This is a genomic window from Sodalis sp. CWE (assembly GCF_019646055.1).
In the GTDB taxonomy this organism is placed as follows: domain Bacteria; phylum Pseudomonadota; class Gammaproteobacteria; order Enterobacterales; family Enterobacteriaceae; genus CWE.
Genome location: NZ_JAESFE010000002.1, coordinates 123,660 through 150,462, shown reverse-complemented (window position 1 = coordinate 150,462; position 26,803 = coordinate 123,660). Strand labels below are relative to the sequence as shown.

Sequence of the window (26,803 nt, the reverse complement as noted above, 5' to 3'; positions counted from 1 at the left end):
ATGACTTTGCAAGAAAAACAAGCGCATCAACAATACTATCCAAAAAGCAAGTTTCGTTTCTTGCATTTCTGACAAAAAATCAATATCAACTTTATACCAATATCTTTGTTATCTCTGCTTGGTTAATTCATGCATGAAGCATGTTCCTCTAGTGGGAAAGTTTAATCAAGTTTAAAAAAATAATTTAACGTATTCTTGTGCTTGTCTGAATTGAATCAACGTTTCATTTACTTCCAGTAAATTTACAGAAAATTTTCAAAGACGTTGATATAGTTAGCTATAAAGGCTCTTTTCATTGGAAACAATCAAGAAATCGATTATAGATTCTAATTTTAGAAATGAATAAAAGATTGTTGGAAAGGTTTATTTTTAATATAACCTATATATTTTTTTATTTAACGGTTCGCCGTATTGTAGATTCTTATCAGAAAGTAGTTTTAATAATTTAAAGTTAAATGGCACAAAAAGTTGTCTTTTCGGTTAACTCGATTTTTAATCTCTATTAAATTCTTAATAACCTTTAGAAGTAGAGTTTGATTTTTTTATTTATTCCATTGGGTTAAAAAGCTTCTTATATTTTAAGCGTTAATTTTTCATAAAAATTTGGTTCTTGATGAAAGAGATGTTAGTTTCATTTCAGTAATTTTAAAAAACGACACCAAGCATTAAGGAATTAATTTGTTCATTAAATTTCTTTATTATCTGTTGAGCAAACATCAAAGTTCAGGACGTCCTTTGGAAGGACTAATTGCGACGCTACCTCGGTTGCTTTAAGCTTTCCACAAAGCAATGAAATAATATTCAAAGAAAAATCTATAGCTGTTCCAGGACCTTGACTAGTAAGTAAATGGTAATGTGCATCATATACAACACGCTGATCTATCCAACGATGTTTAGGAATACAGTTTTTAAATGCCGGAAAACTAGTCATATAAGCTTCTTTAAATATTTGATAGTTTTGTAATACTAAAACTGGAGCAGCACATATAGCCGCTACTAGCTTACCAAGGAGGTGCATTTGATTAATATACTCCATCAACAGTGAACTTCGCTGAAAACATTCTGAACCTCTCTGTCCTCCAGGTAGGATGATGACATCAAAAAACTGTTCTTTTAAATCAACCAGCCGGGCATCAGAAAATAGTCGTAGTCCATATGAACAAATGACCATCAATGTATGATCATCACCGTTAACATTGGCCATTTTTACCTGGATATTGGCTCTTTTTAATAGATCAAATATAGTAACAACTTCAATTTCCTCAGTGCCATTAGCGACGCAAAGAAGAGCTGATTTATACATAATTAAATCTCTCCTTTTTTTTTATTTGATCAAATATCCGTTGATTTTTTGGTAAACTTATTCCATGTAAATGTGCGCGACGAAGAGCATAACCTGTAATATAATCTATTTCTGATTTTCGATTAGCCCGGATATCTTGCAACATGGAAGAGAAATTATTTTCGGTGCAATGAATAATTTGTTTAATGTAAATAAGAAGACTTTCATGATGGAAATGAAACCCTTCTCTATTCATTAATAGAGTTATTTCGCGACAAACAGTTTCAACTTCTTTTGAATAACGCTCTAATAAACCATTTCGACAATTATAAATTGCGGTAAGAGGATTTATTATGCAGTTAGCAGCAAATTTAATCCAACTTATCGCGGTAATATTATCATGCCAAATTACTTCTGGCAAAGATGAGTTTAATAGTTGTGTTGTTATTATTCTTAATGATTTCGCTTTGACGTTTCCAGGTCCAATAAAAGTTATACCGTTATTAACATGATAAATTTTATTGTCTTCACGATAAACAGCATGAGTAGTAATGCCGATAACTAATGGCTGAACTAAAATAGGTAATAGTTCTTCATATGCGCCAAGTCCATTATGCAATAACAAGATAATACAATCAGTACGTAGTTTCGGCAATAACTTCTTTACTGATTTAGATATTTGCCAGGCCTTTAATGCTACTAATAACAAGTTGCTTTCAGATAAATGTTTTTCATTATTAGCTAAAAATTGTAAACGATCTTCTTTCTTTTCTTTTACATTAATAACTTTTACATCACAAGTTGATCGAGGCACTTTTAGCCATCCTTGGATGTAATGACCTTGACGATTTAACGCTACTAGCCAAAGCATTCCTAATGCCCCGCAACCTAAAATAGTAATTTTCATTATTTAATTATCTTATTAGCTTTTGATTAAAAATTTATTTTTAAAATATCTTGCAATATATATATTCCTTATCATTTATTGCACTTATTTACAATTTTTATTTAAAACAAATCACCATTCAACTTACCTTCACTTGAATAAGTTATTTCTTTTTTTTGCTTTTTTTAAGGTTTAACTTTAAGTTTGAGAAGAAATAATTATTTTTTTTAAATCTTCATATGCAATTCTTCGAATATCTCCCTTAATATACGCGCTTTGTTCATCAGGAATTACTATTACTTCAATTATTCCTGGATACACTTTGAGATTTTGAATTAACAATTTTTCATTAATTTTTTTATAATCAGATAAGGCAATACGTAAGCTGTTCATATGTGACGGTTCACATAATACTATACTTACCAACAAGCAAATCAGTACTACTAGTAACCCCACTAAAAATACTAACTGAGTTCCTTTAAGTTGAAATAAAAGGCCACCGCATGCTCCTCCAAATGCACCACCAAGAAATTGACTAGTAAAGTAGACACCCATTGCTGTGCCTTTATAGCCAATTGGCGAATCTTGACTTATAAACGATGGAAGCAGAATTTCCATAATATTAAATGCTAGAAAAAAAAGTTGAATACCCGCGATTACCATCCAGGGATGATTGCTTGCTATAAGCAGCATCATCTCTGATATTAATAATAATGTTGTGTAACAGAAAAATGTGCGCTTCATGCATCGCTTAGCTTCAGTATAAATAAAGGTCGGCCAACCTATAGCGAATGAGATTAACATAATGATGGAATATACCTTCCATTGACAATTTTCCAAAAATCCAGCATGAACCATTGTGGATGGAATTACAATAAAGTTAGATATCAGTATAAAATGTAGACAGAAGATGCCAATGTTTAACTTAAGTAATTGTGAATTAGTTAAAATCTTATATATACCATCGCGTACAATGCCAGATTCTCGATTAAGTACATGATAATTTGCTGTGGGCACTATCAGTATCATTAGAGTACCTATTATCGTAAGTACACTAATACTAAAAAATAAGCCACTAAGACCAATGGCATGAGCTACAATTGGACCGACTACTACAGCTGTCATAAAAGTTAAACCGAAGCTAACACCAATAAGGGTTATTGCCTTAATTCGATTTTGTTCACGAACCAGATCTGATAGTAAAGCCATAACAGGTGCTGTAATTGTTCCTATCCCTTGAATAGCGCGGCCAAGGATAACACCCCATATATTATTAATTAATGCAGCAACGATGCTTCCAAAAACAAAGATCAACGAACTAAAAATAATAAGAAATTTGCGATTTAAATGATCAGAAGCCAATCCAAAAGGAATATGAAATATTGCTTGTGTTATTCCATAAACGCTGATAGCAAAACCTATAAATAATTCATTAGCACCTTGCAAAGACAAGCCATAAGTAGCTAGTGCTGGCAACATCATAAACATACCGAGCATCCGTAAAGAAAATATCACCCCTAAACCCCAAATAGCTCGTAGCTCTATATTAGTCATTTCTTGTCGTCCATTTTCCTACATATCTTAATTCCACTTAAGATATTGGATTTCTATAACAATTTTTATATTTATTATTCAACTAATCAATGGAGATAAAAAGTGGGTACATTTTAAGTTTGTTTTTATGAGTTATTTTGAATTTTTTAAAGGTCAGTGTAACAAATAACATAAAATTCATTTTTAAGTAATTAATAGTTATTAGCGCTTAGTAAAGAAGTAGCGAAGTTATATTTACAAAATAAAAAACTGTCTTGAAACGTTTTCAGCATCCAAATATAATGTTAGAGATGGATTTTTAACAAAATCTATTGACATCATTATGCTTAATGAAGAAACAACAACAATTGAAAACATAAATACTTTTCGCGCCCAATCTTTATCATTATTAATTGGTTCATAACCACGCAATGCTATTCCTAGCCACCATAAGCTAACTAAAACAGTAACAATCAAATATTTATGTCCAGTATATCCATTAAATGTTAGCATTAACGCGGCTAACATAAATCCAATTATATACAAAGTTATATGAAATTTTGTAACTAAAATGCTATGTTTTGCAGGAAATACTGGGATAGATGCTGCCAAATAATCATTGAGCCGAAAAATAGCAATGGCATATGAGTGTGGTATTTGCCATAAGCTAAAGATTAAAAGAAGAATTAATGCACAAGTATCAAATTGATTACTAATGGAACAATAACCAATAACTGGTGGAGTGGCACCAGATACGCTTCCGATTAGAGTACTATAGATAGATCTTCTCTTCATATATAAGCTATAGATGCCAACATAAATAATGAACCCTGCGATTGCTAGCCACATAACTAAAAAATTTTTCATAAAATACAATAGTGAAAAACCGGTAATGCCTAAAGACATAGCATAAGCTATGCAGATTTTTGGAGAGATAAATCCATTTGGAATAGCTCGATGTTTTGTTCTTTCCATTTTTAGATCTATGTCACGATCAATATAGTTATTAAAAACACAACCTGAAGCAATTATTAATGACATTCCTGTCAATGTAATTAGAAGCCGATTGCAATTAATCTGACCCTGCGATGCCAAGAAAAACCCGCCCATGGCAGAAATTAAATTACTAAGAACTATTCCTAATTTTATTACTTGAATATATGGCTTAATAAACATCAGTAACAGCCATTAGATTATGATCAAGGTGTCCCATGATCCACAAGGAACCAGTTACTAATATAGATATCACTAACACTGCGAATATAAATGCTATCAAATTCCATCTTTGTTCTGGCATCGAACTCAGATGGAGAAAATATTTTAGGTGAATTAGAACTTGAAAAATTGCACATATAATTAACACTGCAACAAGAATGCGTTCGTCGATAGATATTCTTTGGAGCACCACTGCAAACGAAATTATAGTTAAAAGAACAGAAGTTAAAAAACCAATTAAGTAGGACTTACAATAATTCTTAAAAAGATCAGAATCACGTAATATATTACTAGCCATAAATCACCATTATAAAACTTCGTATTAAAGTTAAATACATTTAATCAAATAAACTAATGTAAAGACACAAATCCACACTATATCTAAAAAATGCCAGAATAAACCCAAGCATTCTAGACGAACTTGATTGACTAAAGTTAAATTACGAATAGAAATTTGCGCTATCATAACTAAAATCCAAACAAGTCCAGATACAACGTGCAAACCGTGAGTTCCCACTAATGCAAAAAAACTAGAAAGAAAAGCGCTGCGATCTGGACCGTATCCCTTTGCAATAAGATAATGGAATTCATGAAGTTCCATGCAAACAAAAATAAGGCCAAGTAAAAAAGTCACGATTAGCCAAGTGTTAACTAAACCTTTTTTTCTTTGAAGCATAGCCAATATTACTGCACCGTAGGAAAGGCTACTTAATAATAAAAAAAAAGTTTCTAATAATATAAAAGGTAACTTGAATATTTCTTTACCAATTGGTCCATCCGCTACGTTATTGCTTAATACCGAATATGTAGAAAATAAAGTAGCAAATATGATACAGTCACTCATTAAGTAAATCCAAAATCCAAATAGTTTAATACTTCTCTTTTCATAGAGCTCGTACTCAGAATGAATGACATTACAATTAGATGTAGTTTTACTTAACATTTTCTTATGCCTTTATCGTTTCTGATAAAGCGAATATTCTCAATATGCGCGATTTCTTCTACCGGAACATAATAATCGGTATTTTCGTTAAAACTATGAACTATCCAGGTAACAATTACACCAATAAACCCAACAATTGCTAACCACCAAATATACCATACGATAGAAAATCCAAATATCAAGCTAAAACAAGCAATAACAACACCAGTTCCAGTATTTTTAGGCATATGAATTGGCTCATACTGTTTTGGTTGCTTATAATGAACGAATCCATTTTTTTTCCATTGCCAAAATATATCACGTTGATCGTCCACTATTGGAACAGTAGCAAAATTATAAAATGGAGGAGGAGAAGAAGTAGCCCATTCCAAAGTCCGTCCATTCCATGGATCACCAGTTAAATCAAGATTTTTTTCTCGATCTCGTATACTTACTATAATTTGAATGATTTGGCATAAAATACCTAATGCAATAAGTAGAACACCAAAAGCAGCTATCGTTAATAATGAATGGAAACTTGGATCAATACCTTGACTAAGTCGACGTGTCATTCCCATCAAACCAAGTGCATATAAGGGGATAAAAGCAATATAAAAACCGATCATCCAAAACCAGAAAGCTCGTTTTCCCCAAATCTCGTTTAGAGTATAACCAAATGCTTTCGGAAACCAATAAGTTAATCCAGCAAAACAACCAAATACTACTCCTCCTATAATAACATTGTGAAAATGGGCAATTAAAAATAAACTATTATGTAATACAAAATCAGCACCTGGTATTGCCATTAATACACCGGTCATACCACCGATAGAAAAAGTAACGATAAATCCTATTGTCCATAACATAGCTGAATTGAACGTAACACGGCCTTGATAAATAGTGAATAACCAATTAAAAATCTTCACCCCAGTTGGGATAGCAATAATCATCGTCGTAATTCCAAAAAATGCGTTAACATTAGCACCGGATCCCATAGTAAAGAAATGATGTAACCAGACACAAAAGGAAAGTAAGGTGATAGCAATAGTGGCCCACACTAGTGAATTATAACCAAATAACGATTTTTTTGAAAAAGTAGCAACCACTTCTGAAAAAACGCCAAATGCTGGTAACACTAATATATACACTTCTGGATGACCCCAAGCCCAAAAAAGATTGATGTACATCATCATATTGCCCCCCATATCGTTAGTAAAAAAGTGAGTATCCATGTAACGATCTAAGGTTAATAGCATTATAGTCACTGTCAAAATTGGGAACGCAGCAATAATAAGAATGTTAGTACATAAAGCAGTCCATGTAAAAACTGGCATACGCATCATTGACATACCTAATGTACGCATTTTCAAAATTGTGGTAAAAAAGTTAACCCCGGTTAGTGTTGTTCCAATACCAGATATCTGGATACTCCATATCCAGTAGTCAACGCCTACACTTGGGCTGTATTCTTTGCTCGACAATGGCGGATAAGCAGCCCAACCAGTTTGAGCGAACTCACCAATGCTTAGAGAAATATTCATTAAAACAACACCAACAATAAAAAGCCAGAAACTTACTGAATTCAAAAGAGGAAAAGCAACATCACGGGCACCAATTTGTAATGGAACAATTAGATTCATTAAACCAATAATGAACGGCATTGCCATGAAGATAATCATAATTACACCGTGTGCTGTTACTATCTGATCGTAGTGATGCGCTGGAAGGAAACCAATTCCATCTTCAGAAGAAGAAGCCAAAGCTTGCTGTAAACGCATCATGACGGCATCAGCAAAACCGCGCAGCCACATTATTAGCGAAGTAATTATGTACATAATTCCAATTCTTTTATGATCTACCGAAGTGAACCAACTATACCAAAGGTATTTCCACTTACCAAGATAAGTGACAAGAGTTACTATCCCTAAACCTATCAAGCTAATAGTGAAAACAGTGACCATAATAATCGGTTCATGATATGGAATTGAATTAATCGTCAATTTTCCGAGCATTTATTCCGCCTCTTTGGAGATTTTTTTTGGAAGCTTTTTCTAATAAAAAGAACAATTGATGATGATTGTTATTATCGCGATTTGATAGATTTTTTTTGATACATGATTTATTAATCACTTCTTGAAATAAGCATGGTTTTACATTGGAGAAATATTGCACCGAATCGAATTCGCTTGGAGCGGCCAATTGTGCATAAGATTCTGTAGTACAGAGTACCGCTGGCGATGCTTGAACCTTTCTCACCCAGTTATTAAAACCAACTTGGTCCAGTGTAGCAATAACAGTAAATTTCATTCCAGAAAACCCCAATCCACTGAAATTAGCTGAAATACCCTTATAATAACCTGGTTCATTAGCAATGAGATGAAGAGTAGAATTCATACCAGCCATAGCATAAATTTGACCGCCAAGTTGAGGAATAAAAAATGAGTTCATGACGGAATTTGAGGTAATTTCAAATTTTATGGGTACATTAACAGGAAACGCAATTTCATTAACTGTGGCAATTTTTTGTTCTGGATAAATAAATAACCATTTCCAATCTAAGGCAACGACTTGAATATTGATGGACTTGACATCTGAAGAAAGAGGCTTGCTTGGATCTAGCATATGTGTTGATCTCCAGGTCAGGATAGCCAAAAATATAATAATAAGAATAGGCACTGTCCATACCGCTAATTCTATTTTATGAGAATTAATCCAATTTGGATTGTATATTGCTTTAGCATTAGTGGCACGATATTTAAAAATAAACAAAAAAGTCATAACAATTACAGGTATTACAATAGTTAGCATTAATCCAAGTGCTGTTAAGATTAGTGAACGTTGCTCTAATCCAATCTGTCCTTTAGGATGCATCAGTACCATCTCACTACAACCGCTTGTCAGGGTAACTATGTTAATAAGCAATACAATTTCTAAAATTTTAGTGATGGTATATTTTAGTTTCATCTAACATTGAACAATCTCTGTAGAGTTGATATAAGCGTCATTCATAATTACGATAATAACTGGATATATTTTTTGCAATTGAGTAAATAATCAGTAAGGGTATTCTAAAAGTAGATCAAGGCGCTGTAAATACTCTTTCTTGTTAGATCTAACATTTTTTAGAGAAATATTGACCACACTTAAATTCATTTTTGCGTTTTTTAGATTTTAGTCAAACTGACATTTGATTTTAAATAATCTCTTTTTTTTGAGAAAGATTGAAAATACTTATAGCGCTTTACACTAAAAAAATTGCGTTAATAAGAACTCCGAATATTATTTACTTCGCAAGTAAATTGGAACCATACATTAATTTTATTAATAATGAATTCCTTAGTGAGTGAATATTTTTCCGTAAAATTTTTATTTTTTGGTGAATTTTTATTTATTTGTTGTTAACAACGCTCTTGCTGAAGCAAAGTAAACATAGATAAGCTTCTATTTATAAATTTCTAGACAATTAAGTTCGATATTAAACACGGCTTTAGGTATATAAAGTTAAATCCAACAGTAGAGATAAATTCAAAAAAACGTTTACATAGAGTAACCAATTCTAATATACTAGGCCTTTAAGCAGTTTTATAAAAATTTTTATTCAACTTATCTGTGAAATAATACATCGTCATGTGCAGATTTAAAGTTAAACTATAAAGAAATCCATCATAAAGATAAACTTCATTTGCAGTGAACTTGCGCTAAAGGTCGTACCTACCAGTTATTTAGAATAAAATCTGATAATTGCTAAATAAATTCTCCGAATTAGCTTTGAAACCTTTCAATTATTAATATTTTTTAACTTAAAAAACAAATCACTTTTTCAAAGTCAAGGAAACTCTAAATAAATAGAAGACACAAAAGTTTTCTAAACGTTTGTCTGGAAAGAAAAATTGTTTTAATTTCTTCTACTTGTGCCGCTTAAATTACCAACCTAAAAAACTTAAAAAGAATGAAATTGTCAGTTAAGGATAATCAAACTTGTTGCTGAATTCTTAGAATTCTTTGTAGAAAAAAACTTAGGATTAAACTATTTTTTTATTAGCGCTGTTTTTCCGGAAATTGTCTAAAAAAATTATATATCTATCAATGTTGTTATGATAATAATAACAAAAATATTATAATTCTTCTTTATTAAGGACTGACTTGGAAAGCGCAAAGGCCAATCTCTAAGAAAAACTAGAGAATGCCAATCTAAACTAGAAAGACTATGACACTATATCTTAATAACATACATCTTTGTGCTAGTTGTCTAAATGATCTTAAATAATAGTAGATGAACTTCAAGTAGTAACACTTGCTAGTTTCATCATTGAATGATTTTCTTTCAATTCAGTTTCGAAAACTGAATTTTGCAAAATATTGCAATTATTCTTTTTTACTTTCCGCACACTATATTCGTTGGAGAATTAAAAAAAACCATGGAGATCAATGGCAATTCAGATTCAAAATGAAAAGAAACAACTTCAATGCAACGATTTAGCTATATTTTTAGTGAATCATAATTCATCTGATGATAGATGGTTAGGCAATATCATCAATGAACAACCAAAAATTGGAAGGATTTATACTCTGGACATATGAAGAGATTTTTTCATTAAAAAGACAAGCACTACGATAATTCGATTACCTGGACTAGAAACAATTATGAAAATTTGTAAAAAACAATTGATCAAGAAATAAACATTTAGTTTTAAAAAGCTTGCATAAAGGTTTCTTTGTATAAACTTCTTTTGCAGTTGTTCTTTTTCTGTCAAACTTTAAGACGCTAATTACTAGTAACTAAAAACAACAAGAAAGTAAATACTACTATTAATCAACTTAAACGGATTACATACTAGTAACTAACTCTATAATGTAGATTTCATAATGCCACAAAAATATTGCTTTCAAATTTCAGGTATATGTAATACAAATCACACTCTTATTTTCCATGAAATCCTGCAAAAAAAATGAAGAGCAATCTGCAGCTAATTAAGAAATAATAGACCTAAGTTAAGTTAGCATAAAGCATAGTGCGGGCGCTGTGAGTCTTGAAAGTTTACTTAAATTCATCAAAAAAATTTGGAAGCAGTTTACAATTAGGAATTTATTTCTGCATTTAATATAGAAAGATTATTCGTGTATGATAAACCTTTTGAAACTCTTCTGCTCTCCGTAGAAAAAGTTTATAATCAGATAAATAATCATACGTATAATATTTAGATAAATGACATATCTTTTTCATAATCAATGTTAATAAATAACGAAAAAACACATGTATACACGAAGCGTCAAGGATAATTTTAGCATTCGACTAGACTCTTATTGCTACGGACAATTTTAGAGAATTGAAATGCCTAACTAACAAACAAGATGGTTTTTCAATCTCAATTGGCCTAAAAAAATTGTAACAGAATAAAACGGTACTAAGTTCAGACATCAAAAAATCAAAAAAAGAAAAGAAAAAAACAAACACGCAACCCCAATAGTAATATAACTAGAATAGGATAGCCATAAAGCACCGAAAAAACTGAGAAATAGTAAAGAAATTACTATGTTTTTCTAATTTTTACTATTTTCATATAATCGAATATATTTCACTCACGTCGCTTCTAGAATGTCTGTTCTGAACAAATTTTAGATCCTTTTATACTATTAAATGCCTTCCATTGCAAAATAGAAATATAGAGCTAAGAATGAAAAACAAGGTGCGATCCTGTAAATCCCTTCAAAGTTAATCAGATGACTCTAATCTTTAGAACTGTTTTCTTACTTGCATACAATTATGATTTTGCTATAAAAAGTAACTTCCTTTAAAGAAGGCGTTAAAGTGCGTTAAAAACAATGAAAAAATCTTGTGATCTTTCCAAATCTATATTGATAGATTATTGTGGCACCATGATTTTCCTCTTTTGAGGAAGGTTAAAATAATTTTGTTAAGCTATACCGATCACTTAAAATTCTCAATGAATGTACCTCTATATTTTCTATAGATAGATTATTTTAGGAGAATGAATAATGTTACAAAATATTAATAATAATTTTAATTGTTTGCAAAACATTGCATTTTTAATACCAATGGTCATAGAGAAGGCTACGCATGGAGAACGCTCGTATGATATTTTTTCACGTTTGCTAAAAGAACGTATCATTTTTATGACTGGACAAATTGAAGATCATATGGCAAATCTGATAGTAGCACAGATGATGTTTTTAGAAGCCGAAAATCCAGAGAGAGATATCCATTTATATATTAACTCACCAGGGGGAACATTTACAGCTGGAATGTCAATTTACGATACTATGCAGTTTGTTAAACCTGAAATCAGTACGTTTTGTATTGGGCAAGCTTCCTCAATGGCAGCATTTCTATTAGCCGCTGGAACTAAGAAAAAACGTTTTTGCTTACCCAATGCGCGAGTGATGATTCATCAACCTTTAGGTAGTTGCCAAGGACAAGCGACTGATATCGAAATTCATGCTCGTGAAATCTTAAAAACCAAAACACGAATGAACGAATTAATGGCAAAACATACAGGAAAAACTATTGAGGAAATAAAAAGAGATACCGAGCGTGACTGCTTTCTTTCTGCTTTTGAGGCTGTAGGTTATGGATTAGCAGATTTCATATTGAGTCAACGCACTTAAAATTTTCTAAAAATAAACTTGAGTAAAAATTATAGCTTTGCCAACAGAATACTATCGTGTAAGAATGTTTCTTTTCGTGTTCGAAAATCAATATTTATTTTTACAAATACTGTATATCCTGAGGTTCACATGAAAGATAAACGCAAGGATGACGATTTAAAAAAATGGTTACAATGTTCTTTCTGTGGTAAAAGCCAGAACGAGATAAAAAAATTAATTGCTGGACCGTCTGTATATATTTGCGATGAATGTGTTGATTTATGCAATAATATCATTCGCGAAGAAATGAGAGAAATTTCTTCGCATTATCAGAATAATATAATTCCAACGCCCCACAAGATCAGACAACACTTAGATGATTATGTTATTGGTCAAGAAAGGGCAAAAAAAGTGCTCTCTGTAGCAGTTTACAACCACTATAAGTGCTTAAAAAGCAATCACGTTAATAACGGTGTTGAATTAGGAAAAAGCAACATATTACTAATTGGACCTACAGGAAGTGGAAAAACTTTGCTAGCAGAAACAATGGCTCGTTTTTTAGAGGTACCGTTTGCTATGACGGATGCTACTACCTTGACTGAAGCTGGATATGTAGGTGAGGATGTAGAAAACATTATTCAAAAACTACTGCAAAAATGCGATTTTAATGTAAAGAAAGCTCAGTGCGGAATCATATACATCGATGAAATTGATAAAATTTCCCGTAAATCAGATAATCCATCTATTACTCGAGATGTTTCTGGAGAAGGGGTGCAGCAAGCTCTTCTGAAACTCATTGAAGGAACTGTGGCTGCAGTACCACCTCAAGGAGGTCGTAAGCATCCTCAACAAGAATTTTTACAAGTAGACTCTACAAGAATTCTTTTTATTTGCGGTGGGGCTTTTGATGGTCTTGATAAAGTAATTGAACAACGTATTGAAAAAAACAAAAGTATTGGTTTTGGCGCTAATTTAGAAAAAATTTCTGAAAAAATAAATAGTAATGAGCTTTTCGCACGAGTCGAACCAGAAGACTTAATTAAGTTTGGTTTGATTCCTGAGTTCGTTGGAAGATTACCAATTGTCATCACTTTAGATAAATTAAGCGAGAAGGAGCTTATTCAAATTTTACGAGAACCAAGAAACGCATTAACAAAGCAATATCAGGCACTATTTAATCTTGAAGGTGTAGAATTAGAATTTCACAACGAAGCTTTGCAAGCTATCGCTAAAAAAGCTATAGCTCGGGAAACAGGTGCGCGTGGCCTTCGTTCAATTATAGAAAACGCGTTACTAGAAACCATGTATGAACTTCCTTCCAAGGATAAAGTAGAAAAAGTAGTAATTGATGAAGCAGTTATTTCTAATCAATCGACACCATTACTTATTTACGGTAAATGCCGTAAAACACAACAAGCAACCAAAGAGTAAAAACAATAAACAATTAAAAATATCTATTTCCTATCGTTGTAATCTAAGGTCTCCAAAGATGGAGTTCTATTAATAAACACTGTTGAATGTGAACAAATTAGCCCCATATTTCTAGTCTGAGATGATGCAAAATCTTGCATAAGTTATGTTTCATATTTTTATGAAATTTGTCTGGCTAAATTGAGTTTTACAGATTCTACAAATCTATTGACTAAGAGAGAACTCTATGAACCCGGAGTCTTCCGAACGCGTTGAAATTCCTGTATTGCCTTTACGTGATGTGGTGGTTTATCCACACATGGTTATTCCCCTATTTGTTGGACGAGGAAGATCAATTCGATGTCTTGAAGCAGCCATGGATAATGATAAAAAAATTATGTTAGTAGCTCAAAAGGAGGCGTCGACTGATGAACCCAGCGTTAATGATCTCTTTTCAGTTGGAACTGTATCATCTATTTTACAAATGCTTAAACTACCTGACGGAACAGTAAAAGTATTAGTGGAAGGATTGGCTCGAGCTCGAATTAAACAGCTATCGGACAGTGGTGATTATTTTAGCGCTGAAACGGATTATTTTGATACTCCAGCCCTCGATGAACGTGAGCAGGAAGTTTTAGTACGCACTGCTATTAGTCAATTTGAAAGTTATATTAAATTAAACAAAAAAATTCCTCCCGAGGTACTTACCTCATTAAACAGCATTGATGATGCGGCTAGCTTGGCCGATACTATCGCTGCCCACATGCCTTTAAAATTAGCTGATAAACAGTCAGTACTAGAGATGGCTAATGTAATGGATCGACTTGAATATCTAATGGCAGTGATGGAATCAGAGATTGATCTTTTACAAGTAGAGAAACGAATTCGCAATCGCGTGAAAAAACAGATGGAAAAAAGTCAGCGCGAATATTATTTAAACGAACAAATGAAAGCAATCCAAAAAGAACTAGGTGAAATGGATGATGTACCAGATGAAAATGAAGCGTTAAAACAAAAAATGGATGCAGCAAGATTACCGAAAGAAGCTAGAGGAAAGGTTGAGGCGGAGTTGCAAAAACTGAGAATGATGTCCCCAATGTCAGCTGAAGCAACTGTAGTAAGAAGCTATATTGATTGGATGTTATCAGTACCTTGGCGCTCACGTAGCAAGGTAAAGAAAGATTTGATTCAAGCAAAAAACACTTTAGATAAAGATCACTATGGACTTGATCGGGTTAAAGATCGAATTCTAGAGTATTTAGCAGTACAAAGTCGAATTAAAAAAATTAAAGGACCTATTTTGTGCTTAGTGGGGCCGCCTGGTGTAGGAAAAACTTCTCTTGGGCAGTCCATCGCTAAAGCTACCGGTCGGCGATATGTACGTATGGCACTTGGTGGTATGCGTGACGAAGCAGAAATTCGTGGACATCGTCGTACTTATATTGGTTCGATGCCGGGTAAGTTAATACAAAAAATGTCCAAGATTGGAGTAAAAAATCCTCTTTTTCTTCTTGATGAAATTGATAAAATATCTTCTGATATGCGTGGCGATCCAGCTTCAGCTTTATTAGAAGTGTTAGATCCAGAACAAAATTCTGCTTTCAATGATCATTATTTGGAAGTGGACTATGATCTTTCTGAAGTAATGTTCGTTGCTACTTCAAATTCAATAAATATCCCAGCTCCATTGCTCGATCGTATGGAGATAATTCGCTTATCAGGTTACACAGAAGATGAAAAAATTAATATTGCAAAGCAACATCTGTTGCCAAAGCAATTTAAGCAAAATGCTCTAAAAAAGAACGAGTTAACCATAGACGACAGCGCACTAGAAGGAATAATTCGGTATTATACTCGCGAAGCTGGGGTTCGCGGTTTGGAACGCGAAATTTCTAAAATATGTCGAAAGGTAGTTAAAATTTTGCTCATGTATGGCAATAAAAGTATTAAAGAACACACGTTTATTAACGTGGATAACTTAAAGGAATTCTTAGGGGTTCAACTTTTCGATTATGGACGCGCGGAGAAAAAAAATCGTATTGGACAAGTTGTTGGTTTAGCATGGACTGAAGTTGGAGGAGATTTACTAACTATCGAAACCGCATGCGTTCCTGGAAAGGGAAAGTTGACCTATACAGGTTCACTAGGAGAAATAATGCAGGAATCCATTCAAGCAGCATTAACTGTGGTTCGAGCTTGTGCTGGAAAATTAGGTATCAATCCTGACTTTTATGAAAAAAGCGATATTCATGTTCATGTTCCTGAAGGGGCGACGCCCAAAGATGGTCCAAGTGCCGGAATCGCAATGTGTACTGCATTGGTTTCTTGTTTGACAAAAAATCCAGTCAAAGCTAATTTGGCAATGACCGGTGAAATTACACTATGCGGTCAGGTATTGCCTATCGGTGGTTTAAAAGAAAAACTGCTAGCAGCTCGTCGTGGTGGCATAAAAACAGTGCTGATTCCATTCGAAAATAAACGAAATTTAGAAGAACTGCCAGTAAATTTAATCAACGATCTGGATATTCATCCAGTACAGCATATTGATGAAGTGCTGCGTCTTTCTCTACAAAGTTTTCCTTTAATCTCAAAGGGAATATCTCAATCTAACTTTTGACACAATCAACTGAAAGAGGCGTACGAAATAAATATTTACGTACCGCAATAAAATTTTTTAACTAAACTATCAACTAATATATTGATATCAAGCAGATTAATATTTATCTGGAAGACTATCTAATTAAAGAAAATAATCGAAATAAGTGTTTTACCTCCATAAAAAAATTGCTTTTACCGAACTACACTCAATTAGAATCTTTCATGAAGAAGAATTCACAAAACAAACTTAGAACATTTAATTTCAAGGGAAGCCAATAATTTTTAATAAGGATAAACATTACACTAATTAATGCATGATAAAAATGCAATCGTAAGCAACCTTCGGTGGAGAAAAATCAAAGCTGTAAATGTGAATATTTAAAATTAATTCTCCAATCAATAATTGTGTAACATTGTAATAAATGACAGTAAAAATTCCAATAATTATTGAAAACGAATACAGCCGATTCTGATTTTTAACACCAAAAAAATTTTAATTTTTTCTTACTCTTTCAGAGAGAAAAGTTAACATTGGTTAATTTAGTGAAACTCTTTAAAGAAATTAAATAAGCCGATTGGATAGAGTGTAATTGAGTAGAAATCATCTTCTTCTCAAAGAGAAAGATGAAGCTTTGATTTTTATAAGAACTATTTTGATTATTTTTTTCTTTTTCAAGGAAAACTAATGTATCTAAAACGATAATGTATACTTTTTCGATAAAGTGCTTTACCAAAAGAAACAAACTAAAAAATTAGTTCAGTTGAAAATACAGTCTTAAATAACCAAATGAGAATGTGATTGGATAATCTTCAGCGATAGTATATTTATTAGATAATAATGAAATGCAGGAACTACTCTTTATACTATCAAAATAACAACTTTTTTGCTCTGGTAGATTTTTTGATTATGCATTCAAATGGATAGCTACTACTTTTTTTTAATTCTTATTAAGGCGCTATGCTGATTATTATCAATAATACTATCCATGCGCGACTAGCAATAAAATAAAAACAACTTATAGATTAATTAAACTAAAGTATGATCGATGGTGCTTTTGATCTATTAGTAGGCGCCTTGTTCGCACATTTTTTAAAAAACCTAAGTTTAAACTTAACACTGAAAGAAAACTTGCATTCAAAATTTCATCATAAAGTATTATCTTATAAAGATTCTCTTGAAAAAGAAAATAAAAATAAAACGTTATGAAATTCCGGTTATCTTTTTATCGAAAAAAAATTGTCCTTGTTAATTTGTAAAATTATTTTGCAGCTTTGATCAGACAAAACAAAGATCCAGAAGGAGTTTTAGATAGATGAAGAAAGAAAAAATAGAAGGTTTGGTAAGATGCGAAAAACTACTTTCCCTATTTAAGGGATAAGGATTCATAATCTAATCTTGTTTTTTTAGAAAAAACTATGGGATTAAAAAATTAAATCGAATACTATTGATTTTCGTGATTAATTTAGCTTCTCTCTTTTGAGAGAGAGTTTTTAAAATTGAATTTTTTTAAATGTTGATACCAATTTTTTATTCAAAAATTCATTTGAAATATTTCAATAAATAATAACCTAATAAAAGTTATCTACTCGATAAAAGAAACATAAAAGAATTAATCTCTTTGTAAAGATTGAAAATCCTTTTTAGAGAACCAAAAACAAACACTAATAAAAAATATAAATTAAATTGATAAAATCTTTCTTCGACGGAAATTTAGAAAGTTAAAAAGAAAAAAGTGAAAATAATTTTTTTTAAGTAGAAATTTTCCTTTTAAAGGTTTTGCAGTTTATATAATTACTTAAATAGTATTTATTGTTCAAATAATGGTTTTTAATTTAAAAATACCTCTAATAGAGAGAGTGTGGATTATTTATTTTTAGTGAAATGTATTTTTTTCGAAAAAGTTTTGATCGCTTAAACGAAAATATGATACCTAATATTATTAAATTTTAATTGTTCTATTTTGAACTAATTAAAACTATGGTGCTTTTTAAAAAATTTACTTAACAGATCAAGAAGTTAACGCGTTTAAAACGTTTCAATTTGATTGAAAATTAATTCTTTATGAAAGGTATAAAAAATCATGCAAAACATTATTACTCAGTGTAACTGATCTCACTTGTATGCCATGGAATAACATTTCGTGAGATTATTTGCACAGTTAAGTTGGTTTTTTCGTCGCGAATGGCAACAGTATCTAGGCGCCATAACACTATTAATAATTATCGCGTTATTACAGCTAGTACCTCCCTATCTAGTCGGCATCATTATTGATAATGTAGTGACTGGCCAAGCTACTAGACGTCAATTAGCACTCTGGCTTGGAATTATGGCCGCAACAGCAACATTAGTATATATATTACGTTACATCTGGCGTATCTTGTTGTTTGGCGCTGCTTATAGATTAGCAGTAGAATTGCGAGACCGATTATATCACCTGTTATGCAGACAATTGTCTAGCTTTTATCTCCGCTACCGAACCGGAGATTTGATAGCACGTGCTACTAATGACGTTGATCGTGTAGTTTTTGCAGCTGGAGAAGGTGTACTAACGCTAGTTGATTCATTAGTAATGGGATGTTCAGTTTTACTTATTATGGCTCTTCAAATCAATTATCAATTAACTTTATTTGCTTTGCTTCCAATGCCTATTATGGCTTTAATTATTAAACGTGATGGGCAACTGTTGCATCAACGCTTTCGCGTAGCACAGGAAGCTTTTTCTTCGCTGAACAACCAGACTCAAGAAAATTTATCTAGTATCCGTATGATTAAATCTTTTGGGCTAGAACAATATCAGTCAATTCGTTTTACTACTACTGCTTTAAAAGCTAGTGAAAAAAATATGTATGTAGCTAGAATTGATGCACGTTTTGATCCTACTATTTATCTATCGATTGGACTATCCAATTTATTAGCAGTCGGAGGAGGAAGTTGGATGGTAATCCGTGGCGTTATGACACTTGGTCAGTTAACTAGTTTTATTATGTATCTTGGTTTAATGATCTGGCCAATGCTTGCTTTGGCTTGGATGTTTAACATTGTTGAACGTGGTAGTGCCGCTTATAGCCGTATCCGTCAAACCTTAGAAGAAAAATCAGAAGTCGTGGATGGTACCTTATCTCCTCCAAAAGGGCAAGGATCTCTAAATATAGCAATAGAAGAATTCTACTATCCACATACTTATAATAATCCTGCATTACAGAACATTTATCTCACTTTAGCTCCAGGTAATATGCTTGGAATTTGTGGTCCTACTGGCGCCGGCAAAAGCACACTGCTTGCGCTTATCCTGCGACAATTTAATATTAGCAAGGGGGAGATACGTTTTCATAATTTACCATTGACTACTTTAACTCTTGATAAATGGCGAGATAGACTTGCAGTGGTGAGTCAAACTCCTTTTTTATTTTCTGATACTGTTGCCAGTAATATTGCTCTCGGCCGTCCGACCGCAACAATTCAACAAATCGAAAAAGCGGCTCAATTGGCGTGTGTTCATGAAGATATTTTGCTTCTTCCAAAAGGATACCAAACAAAAGTTGGTGAACGTGGTATCACTCTTTCTGGTGGTCAGAAACAAAGATTAGCTATTGCTCGAGCGCTATTATTAGAAGCAGAAATTCTTGTCTTGGATGATGCTCTTTCAGCTGTTGATAGTCGCACAGAACACTGTATATTAAAAAATCTACGAAGTTTCATCAATCATCGTACAGTAATTATTACCGCTCATAGGTTATCTGCCCTACAAGGAGCAAACGAGATTCTTGTACTTAAACAAGGCCGAATTAGACAGCGAGGTGATCATTTCTCTCTGCTACAACAACCAGGATGGTACCAGGATATGTACCATTATCAACAACTAGAAACTGTATTAGAAGAAACTTTTTACCATAAAAATGGAGCTATATAATGCAGAATTGGATTAGCTTATGGCCAACTCTAAAGCGATTATTAACTTATCTTCAGCCACATCAAAAATCTTTAATATTAGCAATCCTACTTTTATGGATTGCTTCGGTTGCAGAAGTCACTGGTCCGATAGTGATTAGTTATTTTATTGATTACATTTTGCCAGAAAAAAAAATTTCACTCAAGATAATAACAGAATTAGTTGTCGTTTTTGTTATGCTTCAAATACTTTCAGCCGCTTTATGTTATAACCATGCATTATTATTTAATCGCACCGCGCTACGTGTTATTCAACAATTACGAATTGAAGCCATGGACGCTGCCCTACGCCAACCACTCAGCGTATTTGATGAACAACCTGTTGGACAACTTATTTCTAGAGTTACTAATGATACAGAAGTAGTAAAAGATTTATACATTATGGTAATTACTTCAATTCTTCGTAGTATGGTATTAATAGGCACAATGTTAATCTCAATGTTTTTGTTAGAATGGCGACTTGCATGTATTTCATTAGCTTTATTTCCTATTGTCATTATAGTAATGTGGCTTTATCAACACTATAGCACTCCTATTGTACGACAACAAAGATCTTACATTGCTGACATCAACGATAGTTTCGTAGAAGCTATCAATGGTATGGAAGTTATTCAACAATTTCGTCAGCAGCGTCGTTTTGGCGATAAACTTCAACTTGCAAGTTACGCTCATCTTCAGGCTCGTATGGCAACTCTTCGATTAGAAGGTTATTTATTACGTCCAATGCTCAGCTTGCTCTTTTCGCTTATTTTATGCGGAATATTATTGTTATTTAGCCTTAGTTCTGTAGGATCAATTGGTGTTGGTATTCTCTATGCGTTTATCAACTACCTTGGTCGATTAAATGAACCCCTTATTGAGCTTACGTCTAGACAGACTATTATGCAACAAGCTGCGGCAGCTGGTGAACGTATTTTTGAGTTAATAGATAGACCTGAACAACATTATGGATCAGATGACCGACTGCTTAGAAGAGGGTCTATTACATTAAATAATCTTAAATTTTCTTATAGTTATAATGGAACACCTGTTCTGCGTCAAGTTTCTCTGACAATACCTTCAAAAAGCTTTTTCGCTTTAGTAGGGCACACTGGTAGTGGAAAAAGTACTTTAGCTAGTCTTATAATGGGGCATTATCCAGTAGAAAAAGGAATGTTGTTTTTAGATGAAAGACCAATTGAAACGCTTACCCATCGGGTATTACGACAAGGAATAGCAATGGTTCAACAAGATCCAATCGTAATAGCTGATACCGTTTATGCTAATATAACACTTGGAAGAAAAATTAGTGAAAGTCAAGTATGGAATGCGCTTGAGCAAGTAAAATTAGCAAAGTTAGTGCATACATTGCCTGGAGGTCTTTATGCTGAGCTTGGTGAACAAGGCAACACACTGTCGGTCGGTCAAAAACAACTTTTATCCTTAGCACGAGTTCTCGTATTTACGCCAGTAATACTAATTTTAGATGAAGCTACCGCTAATATTGATTCTGGCACTGAAAAGGCAATCGCTAGTACCTTACAAGCGGTAAGACAACATACGACACTTTTAGTGATCGCCCACCGATTATCCACAATAGTCGATGCAGATCAGATTCTTGTTTTACATCGAGGAGAAGCAGTAGAACAAGGTACTCATGCATCCTTATTAGAATCCAGAGGACATTATTATCAAATGTACCAATTACAGCAAGTTGGGCAAACATTACATATTTAATAGTTAAACTTTATATTCTTTCTTTTCAAAGAAATAATTATAAAACATGTAAATTTTCTTCACGTTCTTATTTTTCTTTTCAAGATTTTTTGTTTCTAAATTGCTTTGTTTAAGAAAAAAGAGAAATTTTTTCGGGAAGCTTAATTTTGATTTAGAGAAGAAACAACTTATAAAAAAGAGGAAATAGTCTATTAATTGCCGTTTAAATTTGGTTAAAAGGTTAATCAATTTTAAATTAAAATTAAAAAGAAATTATATTCAGATCATCGCTTCATCATACATACTTCCAATTCTAGAAAAGAATTTTGCAATTTTTGCAAACTATCATTTTTAATGAGAACAACTAAAAAATTACCTATTTTAATTTTTTTGCTTAGTATCACTGACTGAATAATAGATTTTACTTACCAGATGATACTTACAGTTATCTATTTAAGATTCTTAACTTCTAAGTTAGATTCACTTGTCATAATGAAATTTTTAAATAAAAATTTCAATTATTAGCCTGCTAAAATAGCGATTTACTCTAAATTCTAAAAAAAGATAGAGATTTCTTTCAATAAAAAAAGAATATAAATATTAAGGCTCAAAATAATTTTATATATTTTTTCAATTAATGAAATTTTTCAAAAAAAATAAACCGACTGTTGTTAATTTAGAGTACATATAAACCAAGTTTAATAAAAATCAATAATCCACATACAGAGATGATAAGGTGTAGTTAAAATACATCTAATAATATTAGAATTTTTTAAAAAAAAATTGTATGTAATCTTATTGAGTAATAAAATTTCAAAGTATTTTTATCGAAAAAATTAATTCTAAATTGACATCTAGATTGCTCATTGTTATCTAACATAACAAAAAACTTATTAAGCAATTAAATTGTATTTTTATACTGTTAGCTTTGACAAGATTATTAACCCCTGTTATTATACGCCTAGAGTTCCTCTGTAGTTCAGTTGGTAGAACGGCGGACTGTTAATCCGTATGTCACTGGTTCGAATCCAGTCAGAGGAGCCACCTTAAAAGTTCTTTCTTTTATAAAGACGGAATTTTTTCTAAAAATTTATTTTAATAGAGTTTCTTATCTTCATACTTATGAAGTATCCATTGAATTTTAAAATTCAAGTTACTCTGGCTTAAAATATTTTAAGTGCTAACAAAATTTGTTTTGCTTTTATCTTTTTGAAAGACAATCAACTCCTATAAAAGGATAATAAACAAATAGTTAATTGAGTAAAAACCCAGTAAAATAATACAATTAAGGATGAATTAAATCTTGAAATATGTAAAAAATACTTTTTAACATCTAATTAAATCAAATAGATTGATAGTTAATCAGTGATATTGATCTCAACTAAATCAGTAATTACACAATAATTTTTTTAAAAAGTTTTTTCTTATAGTTATCTAGAAAACCAGGTTCCAGTTTGAATTCAAATAAGTCATGGCTGTTAGCAGATAAGTATAATGTCATCTTCGCTTGGAGTGATAGTGCAAAATTTAGCACTACGATGGAAAAATCAAGTTATCTTTGATAATTTAAGTTTTTCTTTATCAACTGGTAGATGTACTGTTGTACTAGGAGCTAGTGGGGTAGGAAAAACCAGTTTGCTAAAAATTATTGCAGGCTTGATAAAACCTGATTCAGGAATTATAAGCGGAACTGATGGTTTGCCACTTCTCGGTCGATGTTCCTACATGAGTCAAAACGACTTACTTTATCCTTGGTTGACAGTAAAACAAAATATTACAATTGGAGCACGCCTTCGTAGGGAAAAATGTGAAGATGATTGGGCTGGTTATCTACTCAATAAAGTAGGTCTAGATAAATTTGGAAAAAGTTTTCCTTCCACACTATCTGGAGGAATGCGTCAACGAGCAGCACTCGCTAGAACAATTTACGAACGTCGTCCAGTGGTTTTAATGGATGAGCCATTTTCATCTCTTGATGCACTAACTCGTTTAAAAATTCAAATACTCTCTGCAAAGCTTCTTTCTAAAAGAACTGTTTTTCTTATCACTCATGATCCTCAAGAAGCTTATATTTTAGGACATTGTTTAAGGTTCTTAGTTGGAAATCCTGCAAGATTTAATTCTGATCTTTTTCTCGATGGAGAACCGCCACGAATTTCAGACGATCTTTTGATGTATGATAAAAAAAGAATAATTATGCATTGGTTAATAGAGAAATTGAATGATGGTGAAGAATAATGTTTATTACGGTATTATCCGCTTTGGATATCAAAATATAGTAGTAGCTATTGTTTTATTGTTCTTATGGTGGCTTATTACTTTGAGCGATATCCCTTCATTTCTTTTACCTACTCCAAAATCAGTACTGCTGGCACTGTGGCACGAACGTTATACGCTGGCTCATCATGGCCTTATTACAGTATTGGAAATGATAGCAGGGCTATTAATTGGTATCTTACTAGGAAGCTTACTAGCAATAGGAATGATCTTTTTTCCTGTTTTAGAACATTGGTTAGTTCCAGTTGTGTTAATCAGCCAAATAATTCCAGCTCTTTCTTTAGCTCCTTTGCTAGTGTTGTGGTTTGGGTACGGCATGAGCGCTAAAATAGCGATGACGTCCCTTATTATTTTTTTTCCGGTAACATCTTCTTTCTTTGATGGATTACGTCGTGTGAACAGTGATTACTTAGACTTAGCGATTACTCTAGGAGCATCGTCTTATACGCAGTTTCGTCACGTTCGCCTCATGGCTGCACTTCCAGCTTTTAGTTCTGGAATTCGTATGGCTGTTGCTTCCGCACCTACTGGGGCTATTATTGGAGAATGGGTCGGGTCGGCAAAAGGGCTTGGCTATATTATGCTTAACGCTAATGCGCGCATGCAAACCGATTTATGTTTTGCTGCTATTTTTATTCTTATTTTAATAACACTGTTTTTATGGAATCTATTTAATAGATTAATAAAACATTTCATTTTTTGGGAAAAAACATAAATAAACAATTTTATATGCACTATAATCCCGAAAAAATCAACAATGATTACAATAATCAAAAACACAATAATAATTTTATTTTTTACAGTTTTTGATGTACGTGCTATAGATCGAATTACATTAGTTTTAGACTGGCATATTAATCCAAATCATGCGCCAATAGTAATTGCACAACAAATTGGTGCTTTTAAAGCGGTAAATCTTGATATTGAGATCATTTCTCCATCTGATCCATCCTTGTCAATGAAATTAGTAGCTGCCGAAAAAGCTGATCTAGCTATCACCTATCAACCGCAATTACATTTCTATATTGATCAAGGATTTCCCTTGATACACGTAGGAACTCTCATAGATACCCCGCTCAATACAATAATAACTTTAGATAAAAAAATTCGCTCCCTGTCTGATTTAAAAGGGAAAAAAATTGGATTTTCAGTTAGTGGTTTAGAAGAAACGATATTAGACACCATGTTGCGCCACAATCGTTTGAGTATAAAAGATGTTAAAATGGTCAATGTCAATTTTCAATTAATTCATGCGCTAATAGCAAAAAAAGTGGATGCAATAATTGGCGGATATCGTAACATTGAGGTTTTAGCCCTAAAACAATGTGGTGAAAATCCAATATTATTCAACGTTGAAGATTACGGTGTACCAGTTTATGATGAACTGATTATTGTTGCAAACAAAAGAACATTAAAAAAACAAAACATTGACCGTTTTTTTATTGCTCTTGAAAATGGCATTAATTATCTATTATCTAATCCAAATGATAGTTGGCAGCTCTTTGCAAAAAAGTACCCTAGTTTAGATAGTACGTTTTTTCGACTTGCATGGAATGAGACAATTCCACTTTTTAGACGCGATCCAATGCGCTTTGATTTAAAGCGATATCAAGCTTATCATGAGTTTCTTGCTAAGAATCACTTGATCTCTAAAAGACAAACTATTGCAAACTATATCTACAAACAAAATAAATAAGACCTTAAAAGGAAAGGAGGAAAAACTTTTTCTGAATATTTGACTGTAAAGATTTAGGAAACTTATTTGAATTGAAAAATAATAAGGATGAATTGTTTAAATTAACTATTATCTATAGAGTAATAAAAAGAAAGAAATCGATATAAAATGAACGACATGTCCCGATGATTTAATTTAGAAAAAACTAAATCAGTTAAGCAAAAGATCATTTAAAAATTAAATTTCTACATTCAGAGTACTGAATTTCTGAAAGAATTCATTAATTTTAATAATTAATACTTACTTAAGTTCACCTTAATTTTCAGTTTAATTGAAATTAATTTAAGATACGTATGATGCTTGTTTGATTTAGTTAAGTGCCGACAATAGGGATTGAACCTATAACCTTCGCGTTACGAATGCGCTGCTCTACCAACTGAGCTATGTCGGCCGTGATAAAATCATATCAGCAGTAGCAGTGAATAAACTACACATCAATCTTATAAAAAACCAAATAACTAATCAACTAAAAAATCTTCGCAAGCGTCTAATAAATCAAAAAGAATCTTAATGATCTACTACTAATGCTGACATTGTACTACAATCTATTCTTGTGTCAAAATTAAGAAACTTTTTGAAATTTTGAAAGAGAAGAAAATAAAAAGAATAACAAAATATTGATAGATGTTTTTAAATTTTAATTATGTGTCTCTTTTAACTCTATACATCATAATTAATATATTTCCAGATCTTAT

17 protein-coding genes and 2 tRNA genes are annotated in these 26,803 nt (G+C 32.3%); 10 read left to right on the top strand and 9 right to left on the bottom strand.

What is annotated here, in order from left to right:
* Window positions 1-685 precede the first annotated feature (685 nt).
* The 8 genes from JK145_RS02815 to cyoA form a co-directional block, all read right to left on the bottom strand.
* On the bottom strand, window positions 686-1,303 hold the full coding sequence (locus JK145_RS02815) for a DJ-1 family glyoxalase III (protein ID WP_220665360.1): 618 nt from the start codon (window positions 1,301-1,303) through the stop codon (window positions 686-688).
* On the bottom strand, window positions 1,296-2,189 hold the full coding sequence (panE, locus tag JK145_RS02810; protein ID WP_220665359.1) for a 2-dehydropantoate 2-reductase: 894 nt from the start codon (window positions 2,187-2,189) through the stop codon (window positions 1,296-1,298). Before panE ends, JK145_RS02815 begins: the two co-directional genes overlap by 8 nt.
* A gap of 177 nt (window positions 2,190-2,366) precedes the next feature.
* Window positions 2,367-3,722: an MFS transporter gene (locus JK145_RS02805; protein ID WP_220665358.1), complete on the bottom strand. Its 1,356-nt coding sequence runs from the start codon at window positions 3,720-3,722 to the stop codon at window positions 2,367-2,369.
* 234 nt (window positions 3,723-3,956) lie between these two features.
* Window positions 3,957-4,877, bottom strand: a complete 921-nt coding sequence (gene cyoE / locus JK145_RS02800) for a heme o synthase (RefSeq protein WP_220665357.1) — start codon at window positions 4,875-4,877, stop codon at window positions 3,957-3,959.
* Window positions 4,867-5,214, bottom strand: a complete 348-nt coding sequence (gene cyoD / locus JK145_RS02795) for a cytochrome o ubiquinol oxidase subunit IV (RefSeq protein WP_220665356.1) — start codon at window positions 5,212-5,214, stop codon at window positions 4,867-4,869. Before cyoD ends, cyoE begins: the two co-directional genes overlap by 11 nt.
* 30 nt (window positions 5,215-5,244) lie before the next feature.
* Window positions 5,245-5,859: a cytochrome o ubiquinol oxidase subunit III gene (cyoC, locus tag JK145_RS02790; protein ID WP_220665355.1), complete on the bottom strand. Its 615-nt coding sequence runs from the start codon at window positions 5,857-5,859 to the stop codon at window positions 5,245-5,247.
* Complete coding sequence (gene cyoB, locus JK145_RS02785; RefSeq protein WP_220665354.1) at window positions 5,853-7,850, bottom strand: cytochrome o ubiquinol oxidase subunit I; 1,998 nt, start codon at window positions 7,848-7,850, stop codon at window positions 5,853-5,855. The genes cyoC and cyoB overlap by 7 nt, the downstream gene beginning before the upstream one ends.
* Window positions 7,828-8,802 (bottom strand): ubiquinol oxidase subunit II, encoded by a 975-nt coding sequence (gene cyoA / locus JK145_RS02780; protein ID WP_220665353.1) that lies wholly within the window; start codon window positions 8,800-8,802, stop codon window positions 7,828-7,830. The genes cyoB and cyoA overlap by 23 nt, the downstream gene beginning before the upstream one ends.
* Window positions 8,803-10,266: 1,464 nt before the next feature.
* Between cyoA and JK145_RS02775 the strand changes: the two genes are divergently transcribed.
* The 10 genes from JK145_RS02775 to JK145_RS02730 all read left to right on the top strand — a co-directional run bounded on the left by JK145_RS02775 (window position 10,267) and on the right by JK145_RS02730 (window position 26,069).
* Window positions 10,267-10,419 carry a hypothetical protein gene (locus JK145_RS02775; protein WP_220665352.1) on the top strand — a complete coding sequence of 51 codons (153 nt, stop codon included), beginning with the start codon at window positions 10,267-10,269 and terminating at the stop codon, window positions 10,417-10,419.
* 1,416 nt (window positions 10,420-11,835) lie between these two features.
* Window positions 11,836-12,465, top strand: coding sequence for an ATP-dependent Clp endopeptidase proteolytic subunit ClpP (gene clpP / locus JK145_RS02770; protein WP_220665351.1), 630 nt, complete (start codon window positions 11,836-11,838; stop codon window positions 12,463-12,465).
* Window positions 12,466-12,594: 129 nt separating this feature from the next.
* On the top strand, window positions 12,595-13,875 hold the full coding sequence (clpX, locus tag JK145_RS02765; protein ID WP_220665350.1) for an ATP-dependent protease ATP-binding subunit ClpX: 1,281 nt from the start codon (window positions 12,595-12,597) through the stop codon (window positions 13,873-13,875).
* A 226-nt stretch (window positions 13,876-14,101) separates the two neighbouring features.
* Window positions 14,102-16,471, top strand: a complete 2,370-nt coding sequence (gene lon, locus JK145_RS02760; protein ID WP_220665349.1) for an endopeptidase La — start codon at window positions 14,102-14,104, stop codon at window positions 16,469-16,471.
* A 2,122-nt stretch (window positions 16,472-18,593) separates the two neighbouring features.
* On the top strand, window positions 18,594-20,363 hold the full coding sequence (locus tag JK145_RS02755) for a SmdA family multidrug ABC transporter permease/ATP-binding protein (RefSeq protein ID WP_220665348.1): 1,770 nt from the start codon (window positions 18,594-18,596) through the stop codon (window positions 20,361-20,363).
* Entirely contained in the window at window positions 20,363-22,117 is a 1,755-nt protein-coding gene (locus JK145_RS02750; RefSeq protein ID WP_220665347.1) for a SmdB family multidrug efflux ABC transporter permease/ATP-binding protein, read from the top strand. The genes JK145_RS02755 and JK145_RS02750 overlap by 1 nt, the downstream gene beginning before the upstream one ends.
* A gap of 947 nt (window positions 22,118-23,064) precedes the next feature.
* Window positions 23,065-23,140: transfer RNA gene (locus JK145_RS02745), tRNA-Asn, on the top strand.
* Window positions 23,141-23,590: 450 nt separating this feature from the next.
* Window positions 23,591-24,334 (top strand): ABC transporter ATP-binding protein, encoded by a 744-nt coding sequence (locus JK145_RS02740; protein ID WP_220665346.1) that lies wholly within the window; start codon window positions 23,591-23,593, stop codon window positions 24,332-24,334.
* Complete coding sequence (locus tag JK145_RS02735) at window positions 24,318-25,088, top strand: ABC transporter permease (RefSeq protein ID WP_255555812.1); 771 nt, start codon at window positions 24,318-24,320, stop codon at window positions 25,086-25,088. The genes JK145_RS02740 and JK145_RS02735 overlap by 17 nt, the downstream gene beginning before the upstream one ends.
* Before the next feature lie 42 nt (window positions 25,089-25,130).
* Window positions 25,131-26,069: an ABC transporter substrate-binding protein gene (locus tag JK145_RS02730; RefSeq protein ID WP_220665345.1), complete on the top strand. Its 939-nt coding sequence runs from the start codon at window positions 25,131-25,133 to the stop codon at window positions 26,067-26,069.
* 357 nt (window positions 26,070-26,426) lie between these two features.
* On the opposite strand, the gene JK145_RS02725 is transcribed toward JK145_RS02730, so the two are convergent.
* Window positions 26,427-26,499 (bottom strand) — tRNA-Thr (locus JK145_RS02725).
* Between the last annotated feature and the right edge of the window lie 304 nt (window positions 26,500-26,803).

Excerpts from the sequence above, each read along its gene's own strand:
- JK145_RS02815 (WP_220665360.1), bottom strand. The coding sequence starts at position 1,303 with ATGTATAAATCAGCTCTTCTTTGCGTCGCTAATGGCACTGAGGAAATT.
- panE (WP_220665359.1), bottom strand. The coding sequence starts at position 2,189 with ATGAAAATTACTATTTTAGGTTGCGGGGCATTAGGAATGCTTTGGCTA.
- JK145_RS02805 (WP_220665358.1), bottom strand. The coding sequence starts at position 3,722 with ATGACTAATATAGAGCTACGAGCTATTTGGGGTTTAGGGGTGATATTT.
- cyoE (WP_220665357.1), bottom strand. The coding sequence starts at position 4,877 with ATGTTTATTAAGCCATATATTCAAGTAATAAAATTAGGAATAGTTCTT.
- cyoD (WP_220665356.1), bottom strand. The coding sequence starts at position 5,214 with ATGGCTAGTAATATATTACGTGATTCTGATCTTTTTAAGAATTATTGT.
- cyoC (WP_220665355.1), bottom strand. The coding sequence starts at position 5,859 with ATGTTAAGTAAAACTACATCTAATTGTAATGTCATTCATTCTGAGTAC.
- cyoB (WP_220665354.1), bottom strand. The coding sequence starts at position 7,850 with ATGCTCGGAAAATTGACGATTAATTCAATTCCATATCATGAACCGATT.
- cyoA (WP_220665353.1), bottom strand. The coding sequence starts at position 8,802 with ATGAAACTAAAATATACCATCACTAAAATTTTAGAAATTGTATTGCTT.
- JK145_RS02775 (WP_220665352.1), top strand. The coding sequence starts at position 10,267 with ATGGCAATTCAGATTCAAAATGAAAAGAAACAACTTCAATGCAACGAT.
- clpP (WP_220665351.1), top strand. The coding sequence starts at position 11,836 with ATGTTACAAAATATTAATAATAATTTTAATTGTTTGCAAAACATTGCA.
- clpX (WP_220665350.1), top strand. The coding sequence starts at position 12,595 with ATGAAAGATAAACGCAAGGATGACGATTTAAAAAAATGGTTACAATGT.
- lon (WP_220665349.1), top strand. The coding sequence starts at position 14,102 with ATGAACCCGGAGTCTTCCGAACGCGTTGAAATTCCTGTATTGCCTTTA.
- JK145_RS02750 (WP_220665347.1), top strand. The coding sequence starts at position 20,363 with ATGCAGAATTGGATTAGCTTATGGCCAACTCTAAAGCGATTATTAACT.
- JK145_RS02740 (WP_220665346.1), top strand. The coding sequence starts at position 23,591 with ATGTCATCTTCGCTTGGAGTGATAGTGCAAAATTTAGCACTACGATGG.
- JK145_RS02735 (WP_255555812.1), top strand. The coding sequence starts at position 24,318 with ATGATGGTGAAGAATAATGTTTATTACGGTATTATCCGCTTTGGATAT.
- JK145_RS02730 (WP_220665345.1), top strand. The coding sequence starts at position 25,131 with ATGATTACAATAATCAAAAACACAATAATAATTTTATTTTTTACAGTT.